Source organism: Bacillus sp. HY001 (assembly GCF_007558965.1).
Classification (GTDB): domain Bacteria; phylum Bacillota; class Bacilli; order Bacillales; family Bacillaceae_G; genus Bacillus_A; species Bacillus_A mobilis.
On record NZ_VLTE01000005.1, the window covers coordinates 42,771 to 65,768 of the forward strand.

Annotated in this window: 26 protein-coding genes; 5 read left to right on the top strand and 21 right to left on the bottom strand. The window is 36.1% G+C overall.

The genetic code is table 11. The features are described 5' to 3' along the window. Positions 1-13 precede the first annotated feature (13 nt). Positions 14-904, bottom strand: a complete 891-nt coding sequence (gene panE / locus FOT98_RS02720) for a 2-dehydropantoate 2-reductase (RefSeq protein WP_080467529.1) — start codon at positions 902-904, stop codon at positions 14-16. Between the two features lie 374 nt (positions 905-1,278). Here panE and FOT98_RS02725 point away from each other — a divergent pair, with 374 nt between their 5' ends. Then, entirely contained in the window at positions 1,279-1,752 is a 474-nt protein-coding gene (locus tag FOT98_RS02725) for an N-acetyltransferase (protein ID WP_061678253.1), read from the top strand. A 35-nt stretch (positions 1,753-1,787) separates the two neighbouring features. On the opposite strand, the gene FOT98_RS02730 is transcribed toward FOT98_RS02725, so the two are convergent. The 8 genes from FOT98_RS02730 to FOT98_RS02765 all read right to left on the bottom strand — a co-directional run bounded on the left by FOT98_RS02730 (position 1,788) and on the right by FOT98_RS02765 (position 6,213). After that, on the bottom strand, positions 1,788-2,294 hold the full coding sequence (locus tag FOT98_RS02730; RefSeq protein ID WP_061678254.1) for an RsfA family transcriptional regulator: 507 nt from the start codon (positions 2,292-2,294) through the stop codon (positions 1,788-1,790). Between the two features lie 128 nt (positions 2,295-2,422). Then, the gene (gene rpmF / locus FOT98_RS02735) at positions 2,423-2,596 is read right to left on the bottom strand and encodes a 50S ribosomal protein L32 (RefSeq protein ID WP_001984764.1); all 174 of its coding nucleotides are present in this window, start codon (positions 2,594-2,596) and stop codon (positions 2,423-2,425) included. 61 nt (positions 2,597-2,657) lie between these two features. Continuing rightward, positions 2,658-3,158, bottom strand: a complete 501-nt coding sequence (locus FOT98_RS02740) for a YceD family protein (protein ID WP_061678255.1) — start codon at positions 3,156-3,158, stop codon at positions 2,658-2,660. A gap of 280 nt (positions 3,159-3,438) precedes the next feature. Next, positions 3,439-3,654 carry a hypothetical protein gene (locus tag FOT98_RS02745; protein ID WP_124878119.1) on the bottom strand — a complete coding sequence of 72 codons (216 nt, stop codon included), beginning with the start codon at positions 3,652-3,654 and terminating at the stop codon, positions 3,439-3,441. Between the two features lie 20 nt (positions 3,655-3,674). Then, entirely contained in the window at positions 3,675-4,325 is a 651-nt protein-coding gene (locus FOT98_RS02750) for a replication-relaxation family protein (protein ID WP_186292088.1), read from the bottom strand. Continuing rightward, positions 4,315-5,472 carry an FtsK/SpoIIIE domain-containing protein gene (locus FOT98_RS02755; RefSeq protein WP_144290928.1) on the bottom strand — a complete coding sequence of 386 codons (1,158 nt, stop codon included), beginning with the start codon at positions 5,470-5,472 and terminating at the stop codon, positions 4,315-4,317. The genes FOT98_RS02750 and FOT98_RS02755 overlap by 11 nt, the downstream gene beginning before the upstream one ends. 9 nt (positions 5,473-5,481) lie before the next feature. Further along, on the bottom strand, positions 5,482-5,808 hold the full coding sequence (locus FOT98_RS02760; RefSeq protein WP_000488699.1) for a hypothetical protein: 327 nt from the start codon (positions 5,806-5,808) through the stop codon (positions 5,482-5,484). 12 nt (positions 5,809-5,820) lie between these two features. Further along, a complete protein-coding gene (locus FOT98_RS02765) occupies positions 5,821-6,213 on the bottom strand; it encodes a hypothetical protein (protein WP_124878123.1) in 393 nt (130 codons plus the stop codon). Between the two features lie 325 nt (positions 6,214-6,538). On the opposite strand from FOT98_RS02765, the gene FOT98_RS02770 reads away from it, so the two are divergent. From FOT98_RS02770 to FOT98_RS02785, 4 genes are all read left to right on the top strand, one after another. Next, positions 6,539-6,742 (top strand): helix-turn-helix transcriptional regulator, encoded by a 204-nt coding sequence (locus FOT98_RS02770; protein WP_098946767.1) that lies wholly within the window; start codon positions 6,539-6,541, stop codon positions 6,740-6,742. Between the two features lie 90 nt (positions 6,743-6,832). Continuing rightward, positions 6,833-7,450 carry a hypothetical protein gene (locus FOT98_RS02775; RefSeq protein ID WP_144290929.1) on the top strand — a complete coding sequence of 206 codons (618 nt, stop codon included), beginning with the start codon at positions 6,833-6,835 and terminating at the stop codon, positions 7,448-7,450. 226 nt (positions 7,451-7,676) lie between these two features. Beyond that, complete coding sequence (locus FOT98_RS02780) at positions 7,677-8,474, top strand: zinc ribbon domain-containing protein (RefSeq protein ID WP_144290930.1); 798 nt, start codon at positions 7,677-7,679, stop codon at positions 8,472-8,474. A gap of 150 nt (positions 8,475-8,624) precedes the next feature. Further along, positions 8,625-9,248, top strand: a complete 624-nt coding sequence (locus tag FOT98_RS02785; RefSeq protein WP_144290931.1) for a hypothetical protein — start codon at positions 8,625-8,627, stop codon at positions 9,246-9,248. A 230-nt stretch (positions 9,249-9,478) separates the two neighbouring features. Here the strand turns inward: FOT98_RS02785 and FOT98_RS02790 are convergent, their stop codons facing one another. The 12 genes from FOT98_RS02790 to FOT98_RS02840 all read right to left on the bottom strand — a co-directional run bounded on the left by FOT98_RS02790 (position 9,479) and on the right by FOT98_RS02840 (position 22,998). After that, positions 9,479-10,240: an N-acetylmuramoyl-L-alanine amidase gene (locus FOT98_RS02790; protein WP_144290932.1), complete on the bottom strand. Its 762-nt coding sequence runs from the start codon at positions 10,238-10,240 to the stop codon at positions 9,479-9,481. Between the two features lie 55 nt (positions 10,241-10,295). Next, on the bottom strand, positions 10,296-10,538 hold the full coding sequence (locus tag FOT98_RS02795; RefSeq protein ID WP_144290933.1) for a hypothetical protein: 243 nt from the start codon (positions 10,536-10,538) through the stop codon (positions 10,296-10,298). A 1-nt stretch (position 10,539) separates the two neighbouring features. Next, a complete protein-coding gene (locus FOT98_RS02800; RefSeq protein ID WP_390841887.1) occupies positions 10,540-10,740 on the bottom strand; it encodes a hemolysin XhlA family protein in 201 nt (66 codons plus the stop codon). Between the two features lie 90 nt (positions 10,741-10,830). Beyond that, positions 10,831-10,977, bottom strand: a complete 147-nt coding sequence (locus FOT98_RS32200) for a hypothetical protein (RefSeq protein WP_186292089.1) — start codon at positions 10,975-10,977, stop codon at positions 10,831-10,833. 18 nt (positions 10,978-10,995) lie between these two features. Beyond that, positions 10,996-11,517: a hypothetical protein gene (locus FOT98_RS02805; RefSeq protein ID WP_144290935.1), complete on the bottom strand. Its 522-nt coding sequence runs from the start codon at positions 11,515-11,517 to the stop codon at positions 10,996-10,998. Positions 11,518-11,533: 16 nt separating this feature from the next. Next, the gene (locus FOT98_RS32840) at positions 11,534-13,021 is read right to left on the bottom strand and encodes a phage baseplate upper protein (protein WP_260850902.1); all 1,488 of its coding nucleotides are present in this window, start codon (positions 13,019-13,021) and stop codon (positions 11,534-11,536) included. A 92-nt stretch (positions 13,022-13,113) separates the two neighbouring features. Further along, positions 13,114-13,374 carry an AbrB/MazE/SpoVT family DNA-binding domain-containing protein gene (locus FOT98_RS02815; protein WP_144290936.1) on the bottom strand — a complete coding sequence of 87 codons (261 nt, stop codon included), beginning with the start codon at positions 13,372-13,374 and terminating at the stop codon, positions 13,114-13,116. Positions 13,375-13,395: 21 nt separating this feature from the next. Then, positions 13,396-15,321 (bottom strand): phage tail spike protein, encoded by a 1,926-nt coding sequence (locus tag FOT98_RS33255; protein ID WP_144290937.1) that lies wholly within the window; start codon positions 15,319-15,321, stop codon positions 13,396-13,398. Beyond that, positions 15,318-16,811, bottom strand: coding sequence for a distal tail protein Dit (locus tag FOT98_RS02825; RefSeq protein WP_186292090.1), 1,494 nt, complete (start codon positions 16,809-16,811; stop codon positions 15,318-15,320). The genes FOT98_RS33255 and FOT98_RS02825 overlap by 4 nt, the downstream gene beginning before the upstream one ends. Positions 16,812-16,848: 37 nt before the next feature. After that, complete coding sequence (locus tag FOT98_RS02830) at positions 16,849-21,831, bottom strand: phage tail tape measure protein (protein ID WP_144290939.1); 4,983 nt, start codon at positions 21,829-21,831, stop codon at positions 16,849-16,851. Between the two features lie 162 nt (positions 21,832-21,993). Then, on the bottom strand, positions 21,994-22,368 hold the full coding sequence (gpG, locus tag FOT98_RS02835) for a phage tail assembly chaperone G (RefSeq protein ID WP_144290940.1): 375 nt from the start codon (positions 22,366-22,368) through the stop codon (positions 21,994-21,996). 60 nt (positions 22,369-22,428) lie between these two features. Then, positions 22,429-22,998, bottom strand: a complete 570-nt coding sequence (locus tag FOT98_RS02840) for a major tail protein (RefSeq protein WP_001251820.1) — start codon at positions 22,996-22,998, stop codon at positions 22,429-22,431.

Here is a 22,998-nt window from a genome sequence, read left to right on the forward strand (position 1 = left end):
CAAAGAATTACACTTATTCTTTTACTTCTAATCCTTTTATTGCATTGAACAAAAATTGAAGTGTTGGAACAGATCGTTGCTGTTTCTTAGCTTCTTCTATCACATATCCAACAATCGCACCAATTTCCGTTTGTCTATTCGCTCTGACATCTGCCAGCATAGATGATGTATTATGAGACGTTCTTTCACATACGCAGCGTACCATTTCCCATACCATTTCTTTTTCTTCTTTAACGAGAAAGACGACTTCCTGAAATACTTGTTCCATCAATCGATAAAAAAATGGGTTCGTAATCAACTCTCCGTTCTGAACTTGTAATAATGCTGTCAAAGGATTAATACATACATTAACTACTAATTTTTTGTGCATAACACTCTTCCAATCATCTTCTATTTGAATCGAAAAATGAGGAAAAGGAAAACAATTAAATATTTTTTCAAACTGCATAGACTGGCCGTGCACGATTCCAAACTTCGTTACACCTATCCCTGTATGATAAACGATATGTTTTTCTTCTTTTTTCGCACCATGCTCTACAATCCCAACCGCAATATTTTCATTCCCGATTTGCTGCATAGCATGAAGATGCGACATTCCATTTTGCAAAAAGATTAATGAGGATTCCCCTCGCACAAAAGGCAGTATGTCAGTTATATGATATTGCTTAACAGCAATAAATATATAGTCTAGCTTCTGATCTAGCATACTTTCTATTGGTAAAACAGGCGGGAATACCGTTTCACATTTCCCCTCCCTCATACAAGTTACACCCGTTACATTCAATTCCTCAGCCTGTTTAGCTGTCCTTGTAAACAACGTAACATCTTGCTTACTTTTTTGTAAATAAAATGCATACAATAGACCAATAGCTCCTGGTCCTACAATTCCGATTTTCATTTTCACACAAGGAACTCATATGAACACGATACATAAGTCCCTTTTCCCTCCCTCTTTTCATCCCGTAAAAACCTGATTGGTGCGGAATCATAATTAACTACAGGTGAACAAATTCCACCGATTACAGTTTCACTTTATCTTCCTTAATTGCATGAATACAGTTTACAATTTCATTGCTCTTTGACAAACAAATGTAACCTCTTCTTCAATATGTATATACTACCTATTCATATACTTCTACTCTTAGTTTAGCAAATCCTCAAAAAAATAATAAAAGAAATATACTATAATCTTCATAAAAATAAAAAAATGAGTTATAATATTATTATAAATATTTTTACTTTTCTGCATTCAACGAGACAAGAAAAGGATGTGATGTTATGGGATTCCCAAAAGTTGAGCGCTTGCTCATCAATTATAAAACATTAGACGAGTTTAAAAAATTTAAAGGTTGCGGAGCTCAAGAACTATCCATGTTAGAAGAATTACAGGCAAATATTATTGAAAATGATAGTGAATCTCCATATTACGGTATTTATTATGGTGGATCACTAATTGCACGTATGAGTCTATATATGAAAAGGAACGGCGGGGAACCATTCGAAATTACAGGTACTTACCTAGAACTCTATAAACTTGAAGTGTTACCAACTTTCCAAAAACAAGGATTCGGAGAAATGCTTGTAAATTATGCGAAGGGGCTACAGTTCCCAATTAAAACGATCGCACGTATTCATTCAGCTGGTTTTTGGGATAAATTAAATTTCCAGCCTGTATCAGTACCCGATGGTGATTTTTATGTTTGGAAACCAGAAACAAATTTGAATGCGGTTACAAATGAAGAGTCTGCATAAGAAATAAAAAAAACAGCTACATAGCAGCTGTTTTTTTATTTCTTTAACTTTTCTAACTTCCCATTCGAACGAGCACTATTTCTTTCTGCTACCATTACACTTCTTTTTTGATCGATATAATCAAGCAATGTTCTATATTCTTCCTCATATACTGATAATCGCTCCAAAAGACTCTCTCTCTCTGTTTGTAACGATTCAATTTGCTGTTGCAACACCATTAAGGAGTTTTCATCTTTATAATTTTGCAAGAAATCAATAACATCATTCAAAGTAATTGACGTGGGCTCTAATACCTTCGTCTCTTTCACTTCATAATTTTCTACTTTACGTAGTTGCTTTGCTTCTTCGATACGTTCTTTGTATTGCTTCCTAACGTAAGAATTCCATCTAAATCCACATGCTGCTGGTGTACGAGATAAATGTCTTCCCACTTCTTTAAAGGCAGATAATTGCGTTCCACCTTCTTGAATATGCCGGAGTACTACTTCTGCCAGAAGCAAATCTTCATCATCAGTCCAAGCATCTTGTCTTGTTGTCGCCATCTCTCTAGTCCTCCCTATGCATTTTTTATTAAACATATGCAGTTACTAGAAAAGATAGAATACAACAAATGAAGAATAAGACAAAAAAAATAAACGTAGAAGATATCTTCTACGTTTATTTCCCGCAATTACTTGCTGATTACTTCTTTACCTTTGTAAGTACCGCATGCTTTACATACACGGTGAGCTAATTTCGCTTCACCACAGCTTGGGCACTCTACCATACCAGGTACTGATAATTTGAAATGCGTACGACGCTTTCTTTTTACTGTTTTAGAAGTTCTTCTAAAAGGTACAGCCATTCTTCCCACCTCCTTAAAAGAAATAGTTATTTTCATATGAAGGCCTAAACCAGTCTTCCGATTATTTGTCAAAAAACTTTGCAAGTCCTGCTAATCGTGGATCAACAGTCTTTTCTTTGTTTTCTTCCGAAATCACTTGCCAGTCTTGACCTTGCATCGGTGCTCCACCAGAAACATCATCACTGAAAATTTGCATTGGAATCTCCAAAAGTATATTTTCCTTGATTACGGGCAGTAAGTCAAGTACTTCTCCTTCTAAACAATGAATTTCAGCTTCAGTTTCAAATTCTTCTTGTGAAGTTTGGAACACCTCAGTTGTTTTAATGTCAAATGGTAATGTCACATCTACTAAAGAGCGAGAACATGGTAAAACCATGCTTCCAGTTATATGTAGATGGAACGTAAACTTACCGGAGCCAAAATCAACCCTTCCTGTTACATGAACAGGATTAATTTCACGAATATCTTTCTCGACCTCTTGTAGCTCACTTACATCTACCATCTCATCCAATGTCAATCCTTTATTTCTCAATTTATTCAATTGATGGATGGACCATTTCATATCATATCACCTCAAGGCAACAAACAAAATTATAGCTAGCCATTTTATATTTGTCAATGTTTTTTCTTTACACCTCTAAAGATGCATTGTGTCCATTATGTGTTAAAACGTGTATTCTTGTCTAGCTATATTTTATATTTTAGACAAAATGGACATAAAGTAAATAATAAATGTGGTACAAGTTGTGGTCAATGTGGTCTGCGTGGTCAAAAGAGAGCGATCATTTTATATGACACTCTCTTCTTATATATATGCCCATTAATTTTTTTGTGATTTATTTTCAATAAGGAAAATTGAATTTCCAATCTAATTTATTTATTTCAGCATGAAGATTATCTAAACGTATAAAATCGTTTTCTCCATATTCCTCTAAAGTTTCTTCACGATCATCATAAACTTTTCTTTCTAACCATTGTGACATCATTTCAATTACGTCTTCAGCACTCACATCATACTTACGCAAAATTTCATTTAACTCTTTTGTTGCTTCACTCATAATAAATCACTCCTTTTAAATTAATTTTTTCTTGATCCCACTTGAATAGAGATTTCTTTTTTTGGATGTTTGGGTGTTATTTGATTAAGAAAATCTTTAATTGAATTCGCTTGAAAAATGCGGAAATTTGCACTGGAGACATCATACTTTCTATCAGTAAGGATTAAAATTGAGGGGAATATTTTTTTATTGGATGGCTGCCAAGATTCTTCTTGCCATTTCATACCACAAAAATACATTTCATATCTTTTAATCTTTTCTTGCATTACAGCTTTACTGTATATTGATTTTTGTACTTCAATAAAGAAGGGAGCTTTTCGCCAAATCGTAAATATGTCAGGTTCCATATATTCTTTTCCATACTTCGGTTCTACTTTAAAAATCTTAGGTTTCTCATTTTGGATCAATTGTTTATACGCATTTACTATGCCTAAGAAATGTGGTATTTTTTGACTTGTTTTTCTAATTGCGCTTGGTTGTGGAAAATACACATATGGCTGGAATGTAGTATTCACTTCCACATGTCCATCTCTACGTAATCTTTTTAATACCGTATTGCATGATGTTATTGGGTTTTTCAAATGGCTGAAGTGTAATTCCACAATGTCGTCCCGTGACATACAACGAAATTTAGTCAAATTCTTCAAAATAGCCATATCTCTATTCCTCATCATCTAACACCCCAAATAAAGGCTCCTCTTTCACTTCAGTACTTACTTCTATTTCTTTTGTCATTCTGAAAGGAGCCACTAATTTCTTTGCTTTTTCTAACTTTAACTCTGGAGCTTGCACTTTCTTTAGTCCTTTTAATTTGAAAATCATTTGCCCGGATTGCTCTAACAGTTCTGAACCTGGTGTACCTATAATTCCTGCATTTAACGATGAATCACACTGGAACCCCATTCTGACTGTCATATTCACTTTTAATTTCCCATCGATAACGGTTGCATCCGGCCGCTGCATCGATAACATTAAAAATACGCCTAATGATCGCCCGACAGCTGATATCTTTCTAATAATTTTCATACTATCGTTTTCATCTTCCAACATCGCAACCTCATCAATGCAAATTAAAATATACGGTAATTTTTCCTCTGTAGTCACTTTGTTGTATTCGTTAACGTGGTCTACTTCATATTTCTCCATACACTTACGTCTTTTGATAATTTCCATCCACAATTGGTTTAACATTACCTCCATTTCTACTTCTTCCATGCAAACTTTTTTAACGTGTTGCACTCTTCTTAAAAAGTGAAATTCTGAGTTCTTCAAATCACCTAAATACAGCTGTAATGATTCTGGTGGCAAATGTTGAATCAATGTAGATAAAATAACGCGTACCATACTACTTTTACCACTTCCTGTTTCTCCCGCTATTAATAAGTGTGGGCTATTCGAATCCGTCATATCATATACAATCCACTTTCCAAATTGGTCCTTTCCTACCACTACAGGGATGCTATGTCCTTTTAGATGTGGTAACCAATCTGAATAGTTATAAAAGTACGGTTGTAAGCTATTATGTTTGAACGAGTGCAATACAAAGCGTTTTATATCTCCTTCAATCGCCAGTTCCCTCCCTAAGATTTGCTGAAAGCAAAACCATTTCTTCTCAATCGTTTGCGGATCTACCCCGTTTGGTAAAGTAAATGTATATCGGACAGAATCTTTTGTTTCTAGAACATGATGGATTTTCGGGAAAACAGGTAATTTACCTCCTCTTGTTTGGTGTTCATAGTAAATACCACTTTTTTTGAATACCTCAATTAAAAGATTCTTTATAGCTCTTTTATGAAACCATTCCTTCATCACATTCATACCCTCCCTTTAAAACATCCTTACAACTCGAATGAACACATATACAATAAAACCAATGCTACCTATCCGAAGTCCGTGATACAGTCCATCTGATACTAATTTACCTGCTGTAATCCGGTCATTTTGAACCAGATATCTTTCCAATAAAACAGCTCCAATCGTTAGTCCGCCAAGTATGCCAAGTGCTACATAAGTGTGTACAAGGGGTTGTGCCATATGGAAAAACGCTATTGGACTGATTGGCTCAATGCTTAATAATTTTGTTTGCTTCTGCTGCTTTTTAAATGATCCGTTCATAAAATCACGAAACGGTATGATTTCCTTTTTCCTAAACATAAGACCACTCCTTCACACAAACATTTTAAACATCAAACATACACACTCTAAAACCATCTGAGACGTGCGCTTTAATAGGTCAATTGCATCGAATGGAACATTCGTAATGAATACCGCTAACTCATCCGGTAACTTCCTTATTTCGGCTGCTGTGCTGTCTAAAGGTTTGGTTACATACCAACTCATCCACCTATATAAAAAATCTGTGGTGTCCGATGTACTCATTGCATTCTGATTTAGCGCATCCCATTGACAAACTATCTCATTTGTAGAACTTCCACACCACTCATTTATCTCTTGCATGTTTCTAAACTTAGGTTTCGGAATTTGATTCCACCCCTTTGTTAGATCTTGATTTAAATAGAACTTTATTTTGTTTCCGATAACCTCATATCCATTTTCCATTTCTCTCTCCCCTTTATAAACAAAATTAGAAAACCCGCTATTATTATGTTGCAGGAATCAAAACCGTGGTAATCGAACCTTGATAGGTACATCGGTAATTACTTTGGTAGACTCTATTTGCTTACCATGGTTTCTACTTTTGTAGCGAATTTCTATTTTATTGTGGCTACGCCTGTTCCCTTACCTTTGTAGCTGCTTTGGTATAGGTATATGTCAGGGACAAAGTTCACTTGCCTGTCCGTCTAAACTTTTTTAAATAAAAACCATTTTGTTTAGAAGGTTCAAAATTTATTTCCTTGAATTGTATACAGAGGGAGGGATTTAGTTGAAATTCAAATGTAGACTTCGAATCATTTTTGCAGAAAGGGAAATTAAGCAAAAAGAATTTGCTAAACTAGTGGGGTTAAGTCAATCGACACTCAGTACACTTGTTAACGGAGCGAACTTACCTACATTTACTACCGCATTTAGAATAGCTAAAGAATTGAATATACATATTGAAGATATTTGGATTGAAGATGATAAATAAAGAATAAACGACTAATTATGACAAACAAAAAAATAATAACCTGTTATGCTGATAACGAAATCTTACATAATCAACATCGGAGGGGAACTCATGAATAAGAAGGTCATAATAGGTTTATTAGCCGTATTAGCAATAATTGTAACTGTCGTTAGTATCAATGTTGTGAAATTAAATGCTGATAAAAAAGAAGCGGCGGCATTAGAAGCTCAAAAGAAAAGGGATGAAAAATATTTGAATGCAGCTACTGAATTTTATATAAGCGCTGAAGCGTTTGAATATGTTTCTACAAATCAGCTTTCCGCATACTCAAGAGTGTGGTCGAATGCCATTAACAATCGAACAGACTTCTCTCTTGCGGTTAATACGGAAATAAAAGACTCAGCAATGATAATTACAGGAATTACCAAAATGTATAATAGCATGGGTGAAAATCTAAAGGTTGTTTCAGAAGCCGCAAATGAAGAGCCTAAAAAATATAAGGAAACTTACGAAGGGTATAAAGAAGTTTACGGGATCATAACCGCTCTAAATGAACAAGTTAAATCACCTAGTGGTAGCTTGTTAAAGTTTAACGAAAACGCTAATACCTTGTTACAAGATTATAAAAAGGCAAAAGGTAATATAGATATAGCCATTCCTAATGAGGTAAAGAAAGAGATTGAAAAAAGAAAAGAAGAAAATAAAACTGGTTCATCTAACAAATTATAATAATAAAAAAGAGCCATCATATGACGGCTCTTTTTGTTTACCAAACTATTCATTTGTATAGTTTATTTTACATTAAATTAATTAAACTTTATAATCAAATGTAGTAAAATACAGATTAGGTAGAGAGCTGCGCTTTTTGAAAGGTATCTTTTCTCTATGTAAATAAGCCAAATGATGATACATGATGAATTTAAAATAAGAGAAATTGAATTTGGGGTGCTATGTAATGGTTTGTAATGAATGTGGTTCTGCTAGAATAGAAAATGCCAAATTTTGTGGAGAATGCGGAAGTAAATTTGAATTACCAAAAGAAGAAATATTGGTGACTGAACAACAAAAACTCCTTAAAATGATTGAAGATGAAAAAGACAAATTAACTGATTCCATACTTCTTAAAAGTTATGGTGATCAAAATTCACTATCAAAACAATACATACAATATATAAATTCTGTAAGAACGCTATTAGATTTTAATGAAAAAAACGCTGAAATAATTACAAAGTTGATTATGGATAACCAAGATAGTGACTCGTTCTATGCTCAGTTGATTGCTGAATTAAAAGAAGAGAATCCCAATTTTATATATCAGTTAGATGAATTTACTGCATACTATACTTTAGCAGAACAAAAAAATGATACCTTTGATTTTAATGGCTTTTTTGATAAAAGACATGCACTTTTAAGTAGTCATATAAAATCATGGAATGAACAGGAAAAAGAGCTTAATGTGGATCATTCTGAAACCATTGAAGGGTTTAATAAATCACTTGATATAGTTAACTTTTTTATGAATTTACACGAAAACAATAAACTTATTGGCCTCTTAAAGTTTAGGTTCAAATTCACTGATGGCAAACACCCTCGAGTAACAACGGATTCAGAAACTAAAATTAAAACCAATACAGACGTTAATACAGACAACGAACATTTTAAAAATGATGTAATAGACCTAATTGATGCTGCATTAGCATTTACTTCACCTGTTTCAGCGACAAGGTATGTACTAAAGAAAATGAAATCATAAAATATAGTTATCAAGTTGGAGGAAGGCATCTTAGAGTGTCTTTTTAATACAACACTTTATGAAGATAATCTAGTATTTATAATATGCATATTTTTATTCCGTAGACAAATACAGATCTAGCTATAACCTAAACTCAGGAGGAAATATTTTATGTTACAATTAATTTTGTTACTTTTACAATCTCTCTTTAAGAAGAATAGTGTACCTGATAAGAAAAAAACAGAGATATCTACATATGAAATAAAGATACCACCCAAAAAAAGGTTTACTTTACGTATAAAGAACGAAAATAATTGGTGGTATATTTACGATGAAAAATTACAGAATTACGTTAAAGCAATAGTTTATGATGAAGATAGAAAGAATCTTTCATATTTTAATCAATATATCAGTTGGGAAGACGAGTCAAGATTTAATGCCCTTTGTTTACCCGGAAGAGACTTTAAATACTTTTCTGTAATAGACTTGAAAACTAATGATAATATAAGTGGTTTTAGCTCTATTGAAGAAGCAAAGAATTTCGCTAGAGTCTTAAATGACATTCATGGAGATAAAAAACTTTTAGAAATAGCTAAAAGAAGCGTTTCAGAATTTGATAATAGAACAAGATATATTGTAAAAGGTAATGAAAATAGTAAGACATATGAAATCTATGACTCAAAAACACGTACATATTTGAGGAGAATTTTGAATAACAGCTTTAAAACATTTGACGAAGCTAAAATAATTGCCCATTTATTTAATCTTATTGTAGTAAAAAAATGTGATTTGTAGATATTAAAACTAACTTTTTTCATGTAAAATTTTATTCTTGATATCTTTTCTTAATACATAAAAAGCAAGGCAATTTAACTTTTAAGCGTGTTTTTTCTGTACGACATTATTTTATATCATCTATAACTAAGCTTGCTAATGGGATACTTAACGCATAAATTCTTATTCTAATACCTGTCCCTAAAAAATATTCATTAAAAATAAGAGCCGTCAAATGACGGCTCTTATTTTTACTTTTCTTCATACCACCAGCCTTTACGCTGAAGCCAGCCTTTCATTCCATTAAGTTGCGCATCTGAAGTAGAATCAGTAATAAAATACGTTAATCCATCAGATTGTAAAATGAATGTAGCTGTCATTTTTAGGGATGTTAATGCTCCCATCACATCAGGAGTTTCATACGGTGAAAATGACCCCGTTTGGATAATATTTTGTTTAGCTGGTGGAGTAGGCGCTACACTTGAGCTTCCGCTTCTAGATTCTTGTCCAAAATAGGCAAAAATTACAGCTGAAGTAATTGCGTCCACATTCCACTTGGCCATATCTCCATCATTGTCAATAAAACCTGCTTCGATAAGGAAGAATGGGCAGTTACTGGAGCGGATTACTCCAACATCTGGACGAATTTTAGCTCCGCGGTCTTTCCAACCAGTACGCTTAGCGATTTCCTCTGAGATACGAGCTGCCATAGGTGCTTCTTTTTCAGAAAAACAGAGGACTTCTACTCCGTGTCCTTCTCCATCAGAGGCATTATTATGCCAGGCAAATCCTACGTCGTTCGGCCTGTCATTGATATTCCTAACTTGGTTACCTACAACGGCGCTCTTTGTGCGACCCACATTGTCTGTATCGTCTTCTACAGAATGACCTAATGCACGTAGCTTCTTAATAAAGTCTCCATTAGTTTGATCTCCTAAAAGGTGTTCTTTACGATTACCATAGTTAGCTCCGGGCACAATCTCGTTATGTCCTCTATGACTCGATACTCTCATTATTCAACAGCTCCTTTTAATGTAATAAAAAAGAGCACTACCTATATGGTAATGCTCACAATAAACCTTTATTTTGAAGCGTCTCTTTCTGTTTCTGACGATGTTTTGATACATAGGTATTAGTTACCATTGTTCCTATAGCAACACTCCAACAGGCGAAACTTACAACAGCACTAATCGTATCATCCGTAATAACGTGGTACCCTAATGAGTCTAGCAATAATTTGAGGGCACCTAAAAAGCCTGATAATAATATCGCAATCTCAGGATTAACATATTTCTTTAAAATTTCATTCATATCACACACCCCCTTTCAGAAGCAGCCCAATTAGAGCTGTTATAATTGCTCCAATTATGATGCGAAGAATCCATGTAGTATTGGCACTGATTTTCTCAATACTTTCTTCAATTTTTATTACCTTACTTTCCACAACAGCAAGGCGAACTTCCATATTTTGAATCTGTTTTTTGTTACCTTCGCAATCCTTACATTGTTCCACTTTGACCACCTCTTCCCAAAATAAAAAGAGAGACAGTTATTTGCCCCTCTTTGTTATACAAACCGTATTTTGTTCAAAATAAAAAGCCCACTATTGTGCGCTATCGGTAATTAAATCTGCTCTTCCATTGTCGGTAAGATACTTATCAATTCTGTCCTTATATGCTTTCATCTTTGCAATGATAAATGTATAGGTGAAAACTTCATCTATAATTCGTTGTGCCATGTATTCAGCCATTCTGCTTCAACTCCTTTTTTATTGAATACTTGCAATAATCATTTCGTCTATTGCTTTCTGCATTAGTTCCATCTGCTTTTTAAGCTTTTCTAACTCTGACGGCTCTGCAACTGGCTCCTCAATCACTGGCTCTTTCGTTTTAATCCACTTCTCGCCATTGAATACAGGATCGTATGCGAGCCACGGACAAACCTCTAAAGTAGTATTAGGTGGTAAGTCAGGCTCGTACCCTACAATCACGTCTTCTTCGTATGGCACTTGAATAGTTTCATATTTGATGTCGAACATGACACAATCGTGACAGTCCTCTTTAGGGATTGGCTCGTGTGGCACAACCTCTTCACCTTCCTCAGGTTGTGGTGGCTCATACGTACCATCTTTAATGGACTGGTGCAACTCGCATAACTTCTCTTGAGTTATAGTTTCTTTCACCTCTTCACGGTAGAAGGTTTTCTTCTCGTAAATCGGTTTATCATTCACGGGAATCATTTCCGTAAACTTCCCGTTTTCATCGTAAACATAGCCGTAATATTTAGCCATTTGCTTTCCTCCTTTATTAATCTACTACGTAAGTGCAAGCAATATAAAAATCTTTATTAGCGCTTGAATTTTCTAATTGAACAACACCACCAACACTAATTATTAACCTTGCATACGTCCCATCTGTAGCAATTACCCCTTGATAAATATTAGTCGCGGGACGCATATCCACGGGCAGTGTTAACAATACCGCGTTTGACGTAGCTGAAGTTCTTCGTAAAGAACCCCTAAAGGTTACGGAGTTTCCACGTCTAGTTGCCGTTGGCGGAACTGCTGTATCGGGGTTTGTTGCATCAGCCGTTAATGTTAATGTAGGAGACCCGTCTTTCGTCTTCGTCACTAAGTTAGTGTTTGGCGTTAATACATCAAATTTCTTTGTATCGTAACTGTACTTCAATACGTCATTAACTGAAGTACCGTCATTGTGTCTCAAAGTAAATACTTGTTCATTGCTAAATATTTCAGATAACAGAGTTCCTCCCGGTTTTCGGAAAGCAATTTTACGCGATGCGCCTGCTCCCATCTCCATTGAGAGGTCACCCGTCATAGTATCCCCAGTATTACGCATGATGTTAGACGTTACACCCGAACTTAAGGTAAATGTTTTTGACGCATAATTATAAGTCCACACGTTGGTGTTTCCTAATAAATCCCTTAATATAGTACCGTTGGCGTCGCTATATAGAGTAGTCGCCGCTCCCGTGTCTGCATTCTTGAAGTACAACCCCTTATCCTTTTCAAAGTATAAATGCCCAGTCATAGTATCGCCTGTAGTCTTCAGCACGTTCCCTGCAACATTGACATTAAATCTTTTCGTTACAGGATCGTACTCCCATACTCTGACAGCGCTCTTATAGTCATAGCAGATTAACTTGCCATCTGTAGCGGATTCAATCCCGTACAAGGTACCGCTTGCATCTTTCCAACGATAACCTTTACTCTTCGCACCTACAGAGATATCCATGTCAACATTGCCTGTCATCGTTCCGCCTGATTTAGGCAATGCTCCCTGTGCCAATGCTCCAGCTGCGAGAATCGGATTAAAATCTACATTTTGAAACTTTTCTCCTACTTCAATTGCTTTTTGAATTACAGTGAATGAATCTGTCGATTCGATTACTTCATCGCTCATTTTCGATTCGACAACTTCAAACGTAAAGGATCCTGTTTCCACTTTCTTATCATTTGGAAAATAAATATGAATATGTGCTGTTACAATCCCTACCGAAGTAAGTGTCTGCGTAGTAAGTAAAACTTGATATTTTCCTTTCATAACATTAATTGGTTGGCAATCTTGATAAACAATTTTCTTATCAGATTTTTCAAAAGAAACACGAACTGCAATTGCTTCAGAGAAATCTTCTTCATTTCCATCATGATTAACATTAATAAGTATTTTTGCACTTTTTAAGTCATTTTGGGAATAACGCATATTTTGTGGAACACTTGAATCCTTCATAGTATCTACAGTAACTTCGTAAGTTTTAAATATAGAATTCACCATCGTATCATTCCTTTCCAATTAAAAAAGACCAGCTTCTGCTGCTCCCTCGGTTTTAACTAATTAATTTTTCGATGTTCCTATTCTGATACCACCTATTGTTTTTCTTGTGACGCTTGTGCAATTCTATCTAAACAATATTTGCAAATTTCCTGGCTACCGATTGTTGTTGTGTTAGTGTTTGTACCGCAAATATCACAAAACTTCTCAGCGGTACGAATGAAAAGATTAGAAGTATCAGAGAATAACTCCACCTTTGCATTTGGTTTAATACCCGCTGTCTGTAACATATCTAACGGAACTTTGATTGTCCCATCTTCGCTTACAGTTGTTAATATGCCTAAAAATCGATTCATAAAATTTCTCCTTTTTAATTGTTAATATTTTAATGGGATCCAACCATTGTTATAAAAGTAAGGTCCATACCCGTTAAAACCATTTCCTACCCATACTGTCCCTTGTTGAGATCCAGGTGTTGCACCAGCTGAGTTGAATTTTATTGCAGGCGTTTCAATTGGAGCTGTAAAATTAGCTCTTTTAGATGTGAACCAAAGTCCATCTTGAGCCTTGATACCAATGTTCCCTTGAGCTGTTAGACGAATATCACTCTCAGCCCCAGCGTTATCTACATATCGATAGTAAACTCCATCGTTATCTTTGTAGATACTACCAACGTTTCTGCCGTTGCCGTCACCTTGCCCCAGGACGATATAAGGATTTAAAGTTTTACTTTTCCTCTCATTTTCGAAACCTATTACAATCTTATCGGTTCCTTGGTTCACAAAACGTAGAACTTGGTTTTCCATATGCAAATGTTCATTAGTATTACTCGTTTTAATGGTCATACCCATCAACAAACCAGCCATTAACCACTCTGCCTTTACTTTACCGACTAGATCAATCAGTTCTGACTTTATAAGTACGCTTTGTGGATTTATATTTAATTCAGAAGCAATGTCACCTTTTCCAACCTTAGCCTTTATTTCTCTTGCGTTAACTTCCAATTCAGATAATAACTTTTCCATCCGTGCATTAACTGCCTGCGCATTTAAAATGATGGAATAATCGGTTTGTTCAAGGCTTGTTTTCATAGCAATTAATCTATCGTTAAAACCACTAGATGTATCTTTGAATTCTTCTTCAAGTTCTTTTAAGGCATCCATATCAGCCTTATCATATAAAGAATCCCGAAGTTTGTTATATAACTTTTGTAATTCTTCTCTCGTATCGATAATTTCTACATAATCACCAAAGGTATATTTATCCTTTGATGGATCAGTAAATGATTCATCACCAGATATTGCGCGAGCCACTAAAAATAATTGTGGGGTAAATCCTGTATCTTTAATCCGTATTGTATCTCCTTCATTAATTAATTCATGAGACAAACCAAATATACGTCCAATGCTATGTGCGCTTACCTCATAAGAAACTGATGTATTAATACGTTTTTTCATCTCAGTCTTCATAAGAGTGAGCAATCGTGTTGAATCCATATCTTCACTTTCTGTTTCTGGGCTATAAAAACCAAACTTATGCATTCCATCTTCATTCCAACGTTGGAAAGCTTCATTATCCACAAGATAAGGGACACCATTATTTACATCAGCAATCGTAATGAAATCTTTACCTTCTTTTTTTACAAAACCAAGTAAAGCTGTGCAGATATTTTGTGAGTTTTCAATTCTCTTAATACCAATTAAGTCTTTACCAAGAGTAACTTCTTTCCCAGTATCATTACCTCGTTTTTCAACCATATCCACATAACGAGAAACAATCTTAGAACCCACAACTTCGGCTCGATATTGAATTTCCAAATCAAATAATGATGCGATTTTCTTTAAAAGTGAAAGTGGATCAATAAACTTATCGATTTCCATGGAACGAAAACTCGAATATACCGTTTTCCCCCGTTTCCATTTCGTACCTGCAAGAGCTATGTCTACCATTTCAATTACTGTCTTGACTTCTATTTTTTGTGGAGGAATATATGCCGCTTTTGCAAGTTGAATCCATTCACCGGATGCATAAGCTGTAAGTGATCTACCTTCAGAATCCTTTTCTACTTCTGTGATTACATATGGAACAATACGCCCATCACGAACCTCTTTTAACACTAGGTTTTGTTGCATAAGCGAGATTGCATTTTTTGTCTTATCAAATACTTTAAATTCTAAAGTATCAATATTATCTTTGATTTCCCAATGTCGTTTGTCATCCCAATAGTCTTTTGGTTGAATGGCTGCGATAATCTGATTGGTTTTAAAATCAACAACATGAAGTGTCCCGCTTGGTCCTCTCATCGATATCTCTCCCTGAAACTAATCGTTGCTGTAACATCTGGTGGCATAATATCGATTCGATTATATCCTCTGATAATAGTGGGGAATTCACTAAATATATCTTTAATATTAATAGCGTTTTTCCCGTTAATCGTAACAAGGCTTCTTTCTGTATCAATTACAACTTTGTCGCCAGTATCTACCAAGTATGGCTTACTTCCATCAGTTACCTTATTAATTTTCCAAATCTTTAAATCATCAATTCTCATTAAGTTAGTAGGGTCACTAGTAGACCATCGCTGAATACCAATAGCTATTTGGGCGACCCTTCTACCTGTTACTGTCATTGGATTTGTTTCATCGTCTGTAAAGAATTCAACCGCTTTATAGTCGTCTATCTCTGTTCCGTCTCGGAATCTAGCAAAGTAAACAGACCATTTTTTCCCACGGCGAGCGATTGCCATCCGACCATAGAAATCATTAAATGCTGTATTACCACTACCTCCAGAGTCAAACATCTTTCTTGTATTGTTTGGTTGTGAAACATCTCCGATGCGCGCAAAAGCGTGTGTTTGTTTGGCCGTCCAATACAGATCATTCATGTTAACATCGGCTACTATACCGCCTTGTTCATCCAATAAGAACATACTGACTCGACCCATTTCCCAATAATTTTTAGCTATCAAAGTAACGCATATTTCAGCTTTAAAATCAGTAAGGGGTCCACCAGGTATCGAGCGTTTCCATATAGGTCCTGTGAATTCTAAGTTTTTTTGATCCCCCCATTCCCCAACTTCAAATGCGAATCTACCATCATTAACCTTAAATCTACCAGTACTTTTCATACTTCCGATTTGACTAGCGTCAGTCCAACCGACAATATTATTCATTTCATCCCATAACAAACGCTCTTCTTCTTGTACAGGTTTATCATCGATAGATATAGGTAATCCAATGCGGAAATATTCACGAGCGTTAGGATATTCACCGAACCACACATCTAAAACAGTGCTTGGTTTCTTTACTGTCATTTCAATTATTGGCGGCGCTTCTACACTGCCTTGATTATTTAAGTATGCTGTTGTTTCAGTAGACCAATTTTGAACAAATTCAGCCGTTTTAGTTTCGCCTAACTTGTATGGCATCGGGCATATGAATTTAATAGCACCTATTCCTAAGGTGACAAACTCATCTAAATCAAAACTATCATCCACAATAGCTAAGTATGTTCTATTTGGCATTGCATCAAAAATAAGTTCAACTGGTTGTTCAGTAATGAGCCAGTTCGCTATTTCTTCCTTTAATGTTTCTAAATTCTGTCCATCTGGAACAATAATCCCTACAGGTACAAGTAGCGGCCGAAGGTCAGTATCTGTACTTAATATCCTTGCACCTGGATACCCAGGAACTCTTAACAAATTTCGCCTCAAAGGTGACCATGTTGGCGGACTCCATCCTTTTTCTATTTGAATATAATTCTTTCGTTCGCCATTGAATGTAAATGAACGCATTTTCATCTTCACCTCTCATTAATAAAAAACCCTAACCTTAAAAGGCAGAGTTTCTTATTTTTTCTCTATTTTGAAATTCGGTTACATACTGATGACTCACGCGAGCTACTTCTCGTCCCTCTATCATCACAGGAATTTCAATATAAATCGGTTCGACCTTTTCGCGTGATGTTCTAGCTGTATTATCATTACTAGCCCTATACTGAATAGTATTTGGATTATCAGACAATACCTTTTGCCACCTGGAGAGATTCCCAACATCAGTTACTGAAAGACCTTCAAAACGTTCCATTTGACGACCAATTTCCATCACCGTATTGCGCATATCCTTTGGAATATGTGTTATCCAATCATTTTGCCAGTCCCCATCTTCAAAGATCGCATTAAAATACTTTGTTAATGGATCATCACCTTTAAAACTAAATATTTCTTCTGGTTTAATAGAACGAATACCATCCATAGCGACTGATACTGTATCTTGTAATGCATCACGAACCACGGAATATTGACTCTTAATACCTGCAGCGATTCCTTTTGCCATACGAACTCCTGCAAACGTATGTTTATTTTTATCCAGTTCATTCACTAAAGAATCATTTGCTTGCAATGCCAGTGCGCGACTTTCCTTTTCAGCCATAGGAGCTGATTTTTGAATACCTAATGCAAAGCCTTCACCGAATGGTTTACCACCTTGATCTCTTGTAAGCTTCGATGGTGAGTTTACATCAAGTGTGGCTTTCAATGCTGCAAAAGCCCCTTGCGCAAGACCAGACGCAACTTTTGATACCATGGAACCTTTACTTGACATTCCATCTATAAACCCTTGCGCAAAACTTGTACCTACACTGTTGGAACTTACACTTCCTAAACCAGATTTACCCTTTTCTGCAACATTTGAACCACTGGAACGTGCACTATCACCTTGTGAAGAAATCCCTTTAGAAAACTCAGCGCCACCTTTTTGACCAGCCGGGGTCCCGTTTATTGTATTAAATCCGGATTGAGCCGCTCCTGCATTACCTTGAGCGTTCCCTTGAGCGTTCCCACGTTGAGATCCAATTCCTTGAGCGAATTGATTGCCACCCTTCTGTCCCATCGGTGTACCATTTACCGTATTAAATCCGGATTGAGCCGCTCCTGCATTACCTTGCGCATTACCTTGAGCGTTCCCGCGTTGAGATCCAATTCCTTGTGCAAACTCAACTCCACCTCGTTGACCAGCCGGGGTCCCATTTATCGTATTAAATCCGCTATGAGCATTAAATACGGCTTCAAGAGCACTTCCCCTAATGTAACCATTTTGATTAACGATACCTTGACCTAGTTGGTTACCACTCTTACTACCACCGCCACCATCGGTTGTACTGCCTAAAATCCCTTCCACAGATTGTTTCTTTTCTGTCGCTGCATTCTCAGGAGCTGTATTACTAATGATTCCGTTTGCGGTTGTTTGTGAGATATTTGATCCTTGTTGAGTTGTATCAACATTTGTCTTTTGTACAACCATTTGCCTAATAACTTCAAGCGCTGTATCTATGTTAATTTCTCCGTTTTGCAACCCTTGTGCAAGAGAACTAGCTGTAAACTGTCCATTGGGACCTAAATCATATTTCGTTTGATCGTCAAGTGTTATCCCTAACTTGTTAAATACATCTTGTACACCGATAAATCCCATTTCCATGCCTGTTTTTAAAGTAGCCATGATTTTTGTTCCATCTTGAGATAAATCAGTTGCTGTTAATTTAGATAAATTCTGTTGAAAAAAAATAAACACAGCGTCAATACCAACTGTGCCTTCTTTCAAACCATTTACAAATTGTGTGGATGTCATTTTACCAAGCGGACCCAAATCAATTTCTAAATTCTTTTTAAGATCAAGATTTAACTTTGTGGCAATATCAGTAACGTTCATTTGCTTTAATCCATCGGCAAATGTCGTCATTACTTTAATACCCTCTTGCGTTAAAGGTTCGTTTCCCATTTCTAAACGCATTGTATTTATTAAAGCAATTGCTACATCGTTTACCTTGTATTTTCCAGATTTAATTCCTTCAACAAATTCTTCTACTGCAACTCGACCCTGATCTCCTAAATCGATTGCTTTACTTCCATCTTCAAAGGTAACTGCAATATCATTCGCAACTTCTACTGCCTTTTCACGTGTTGATTGGAAAAGACTATCATAAACCGCATTAGAATTAGCAATTAGCGATTCGCCGTATCTTTTTACTTCTTCAGCACTTTTCGCACGTAAATCAGATTCCTTCGCCGCTCTATCTTTAAGCCGTTTAAATAAATTTTCATTCGTACTCTCGATTATTTCTGAATTCTTTACGTATTCGCCAAACCCTCGACCTTGAATTTTAATTTTTTCTGTTTCGGCTTTCGTGATACCGGTTGTTAAATCCATCTCGACGCCTTTGGATTTCAACACTTCTTGCGCTTGTTGGATTTGCTGTTTATACCCTTCCGTTAGAAGAATGGATTGTTCCGAGTATTTTTTATTTATTTGAGCAATGGCGATCTTTTGTCCTTCTGTATCAGCTATCTTAGTTTTTGCAAACTCAATTTCCTTATTTCTTGCTTTATCTAAGTCGTTACTTAAGTTTGTATATTCTTTTCCTAATTCTTTAACTTTAGTTTGAATTGTTTCAACAGAAGTATTTTTGTTGAAGTTATCCATCGCTTTCCCAATTTTTTGGATCTCATCTACACTTTTAGCTGCAGATTTTCCCACTTCAGCATCAATAGATTTTATAGCTGCCAGGAATACAGATTTATCTGCTGCAGTCATCTTGTGAATCTGCCCATTATACTGAGTTAGTAAGCTTTGGATTTTTTCATTCGCTTTAATTACAGCTTCTTCTTGCGCTCGAAATACTTCCATTTGATCATTAACTATTTTATCTTTCGCTCTTAATACAGCTGAATCTGTTTCTCCAGCAAACCAACTATCTAAATGAGCCTGGAACTTACCTTTATCTTTATTGATCGCTTGAATTGCTTCATCTGCTAACTTACCAAATTCATCATGTGCTCGTTGTACTGCTTCCTTTGCCTTTTCGCCCGTCATAATTGGTATTTCATCTAAGGTTTTAAAAGCTTTCTCTTTTAAATCTACATAACCTTCAAGAGCTTTTTTCGTCCCTTCGCTTACACCATCCCCGAATCTGCGACTATCTTCTTCTGCTTTTTGTGCTTTTTTACCAGCATCAACAAAAGCGAAACCTAGTGCACCAAGCCCAATTACAACTCCACCAATTGTCGCAACAATTGGATTAGCTATGATTGCACCCACAGCAAAAGAAAGAAAGCCGAGCGCACCAACTACGCCCATAATTGCTGGAGCAAGGAGTAATGACGTCCCATAAACCTTTTGGGAACTTTCATCCAACCCATTAAACCAATCCGCTACCCCCTTAATAGATTCTTTAAGTTCTGGTATAGCTTGCTTGGCAATATCTAAAATAACCTTACCAAGTGGCTCTAATGCAATTTGTAGTTCCCTAGTTACAGATTTCCATTGCTTTGCACTTGTATCATAACCGTCAACCATTTTATTCATTGCACCACTATAGTTTCCTAAACCAGTTTCCATGTTGTTCAGAGATAACATAGTAGTAGCTTCAAGATCTTCCCATTTCACGCCAAAAAGGGCTACACCCAATTGGTTTACTTTGATTTGGTCATCAGTTGTTCGTAACTCATTTAAAACTGCATTGAAAACATCTTTTGAAGTTGCTTTCCCTTCTAACATCGCTTTCCAAACTTTTTGCGTTTCTTTACTCATTTGTCCCATTGCTTCTGTTGTGGACTTACTACCGTCTTTTACACGAATTCCAAATTCTTTTACAACGTCATTCACATAATCCAAGTTATATGCGCCATTTTTCGAACCATTAATGAGAATTGTAAACATTTCATCAGCACTGAATCCCATCTCATGGAACAAAGGACCGTATTCACTTAAATTATCAAATAACTCATTAGAATAATTTAACCCTTTGGCAGAACCTTGTGCTAACAAATCAAAGGCTTGTTGACCAGATAAACCGAACCGACCCATTAATTGAGCCGCACCACGAGTTACCTCGTTTACATCAGACTCCATTGTTTCCGCTAAAATCTCACTATCACGAGTTACTTGTTTTAGTGTATCGTCATCGTTAATATCTTTGATATTACGCTTTACTTTAACTAAAGAATCGCTGACACTAGCTAAATCTTCACCATACCCTTCACGCCACACTTCTTTTGCTACAGCACTAACTTTTAAACTTTCTTCTCTCGTTAACCCTAATCCAGCTTGTACTTTTTTATTTGCTTCTTCAAATTGACCTGCATTAACTACTAAAGCCCCGACCCCTGCTGCTACACCAACCGCTGCTGCTCCGAATCCTTGACTAATTCTTGAACCAGTATCTTGCATTGTGTTTCCAACTTCGTTCATGCGTTCTCGTAATCTTCCAGAAACGTTGCCTAACTGCTCCATTCTTTCTTCTGTATCACCTAATTCATTACGATAACGATGTAGTGCTGCTGAAGCATTATTAAAGGCTGTATCATTCCGCGAAACTTGTGCTGTCAATCGCCCTAAAGCCTGTGTACCTTGCTTGTATTCTTGTTGCAATTGATTATATTGAGCTTGTAAAGCTTTTGTTTCTTGAGCATTCTTTCCGTACGCTTGGGTGCTTTGCTGTATCTCTTGTTCCAGCTGTTGCATAGATGTAGCTAATTGCTCACATTTTTGGCGCATTTCTTGCTGTTTTTGCTGCGAATTTCTCAAAGCTTGCTCATAATGCTTCATTTTTTGCGTTTGCGCATCGATCTTTTGGTTTAAATGATTCGCCTTATTCTCCAATTGATCCATCTCAGAGCCAACGCCACGTAGTTGTTCTGAAGTGTTTCGGAATTCCGCATCGATTCTTTTTAAACTTCGATTAATACCTGCAATTCCGTTTTCGAATTGATCAGTGTCCAAACGGACGCGACCACCAATCGTATTATCTCCTAGTGCCATTCAATTCTCACCTACCTTATAACCATGCCGGCGCTTGGTTTGCTGTTGTCACTCGATTTGCTTTTTCCTTTTTCGCTAAACAGGTAAAGTAAAACGCAATATCCATTTCATTGATTTGATTTTGTGTCATTCCTGCATCCATAAGTAAGTTATAAATGTTGATTACGATGTCTTGATACTTGACCGTTTTTCCTTCTGATTCATTTCTAGTTGTTTCATTAACTTTTTTTTAGCATCATCAATCGTTTCCATTACTTTAATTGCATCATTTAAACGTCCCATAATTGTTAAACAAATAGAATGAATCGTAAGACTTAAAAACCATACATGAGTGCCGTCCACAAACTCTTGCGCTGTAAACTGATTCCCATATACACGAGATACGAAATGAGCCGCTCTTTCAATTGTTTCTTTCGGTACAAGATCCGCTTGTAATTCATCCGCTAACGTAGATGCTTCAAAAGTAGTTGAGCCAGGAATGAATTGTGGTAAGAAATAATCTTTTTGACCTTCTGCATTCTGTAAAGTGATTTTCATTCGTTTTTCCTCCTAAATTAAAATGGGGATGGCATCAACCACCCCATTATTCTTATTTTATTAAGGTGTTACTACAGGTGGTGTTGGCACTGCTTTAAACCAGTTTGCCGCAACTGCTGCATCAAATCCAACTTCTTCTTCATCCAAACGGTGCCTCCAGTTTCCATCAGCACGTTGGATTGCTTTACCTTTAATTTTTGCACTTTGGAATGTCGGTTTGTCTTCTGCCGTTTTATGCTCATCACTTGGAAGTTCAAACTTCATTTTGTAATAACATACATATAGGTTTTTTCCGTTGTCGTATGGTAAACGATATAATAATGCCACATAAGGAGCTACATCTTTTGTATTGTCAACCACTTGACCTTTTACAACCTTTTTACCTAGCAACTCCGCATAAATAGATAAAGGTAATGTATCAACTTCTAATTCAATTTCTGTTCCGCCAAATGCACTAGCTGTTGCTGCTGGCCCACCTTCAGCATAAAAAGTTACTGATTCTGCTTTAGGTGCAGCTTTACCACTAACTGTTTTCCCGATTCGTTTCGGTGTAGTGTAATTAAATTTACCATCTGGTGTTTCTGTTAAAACTGCATAATGCAAATCTCTAAAATCGATTGTCATTGCCAT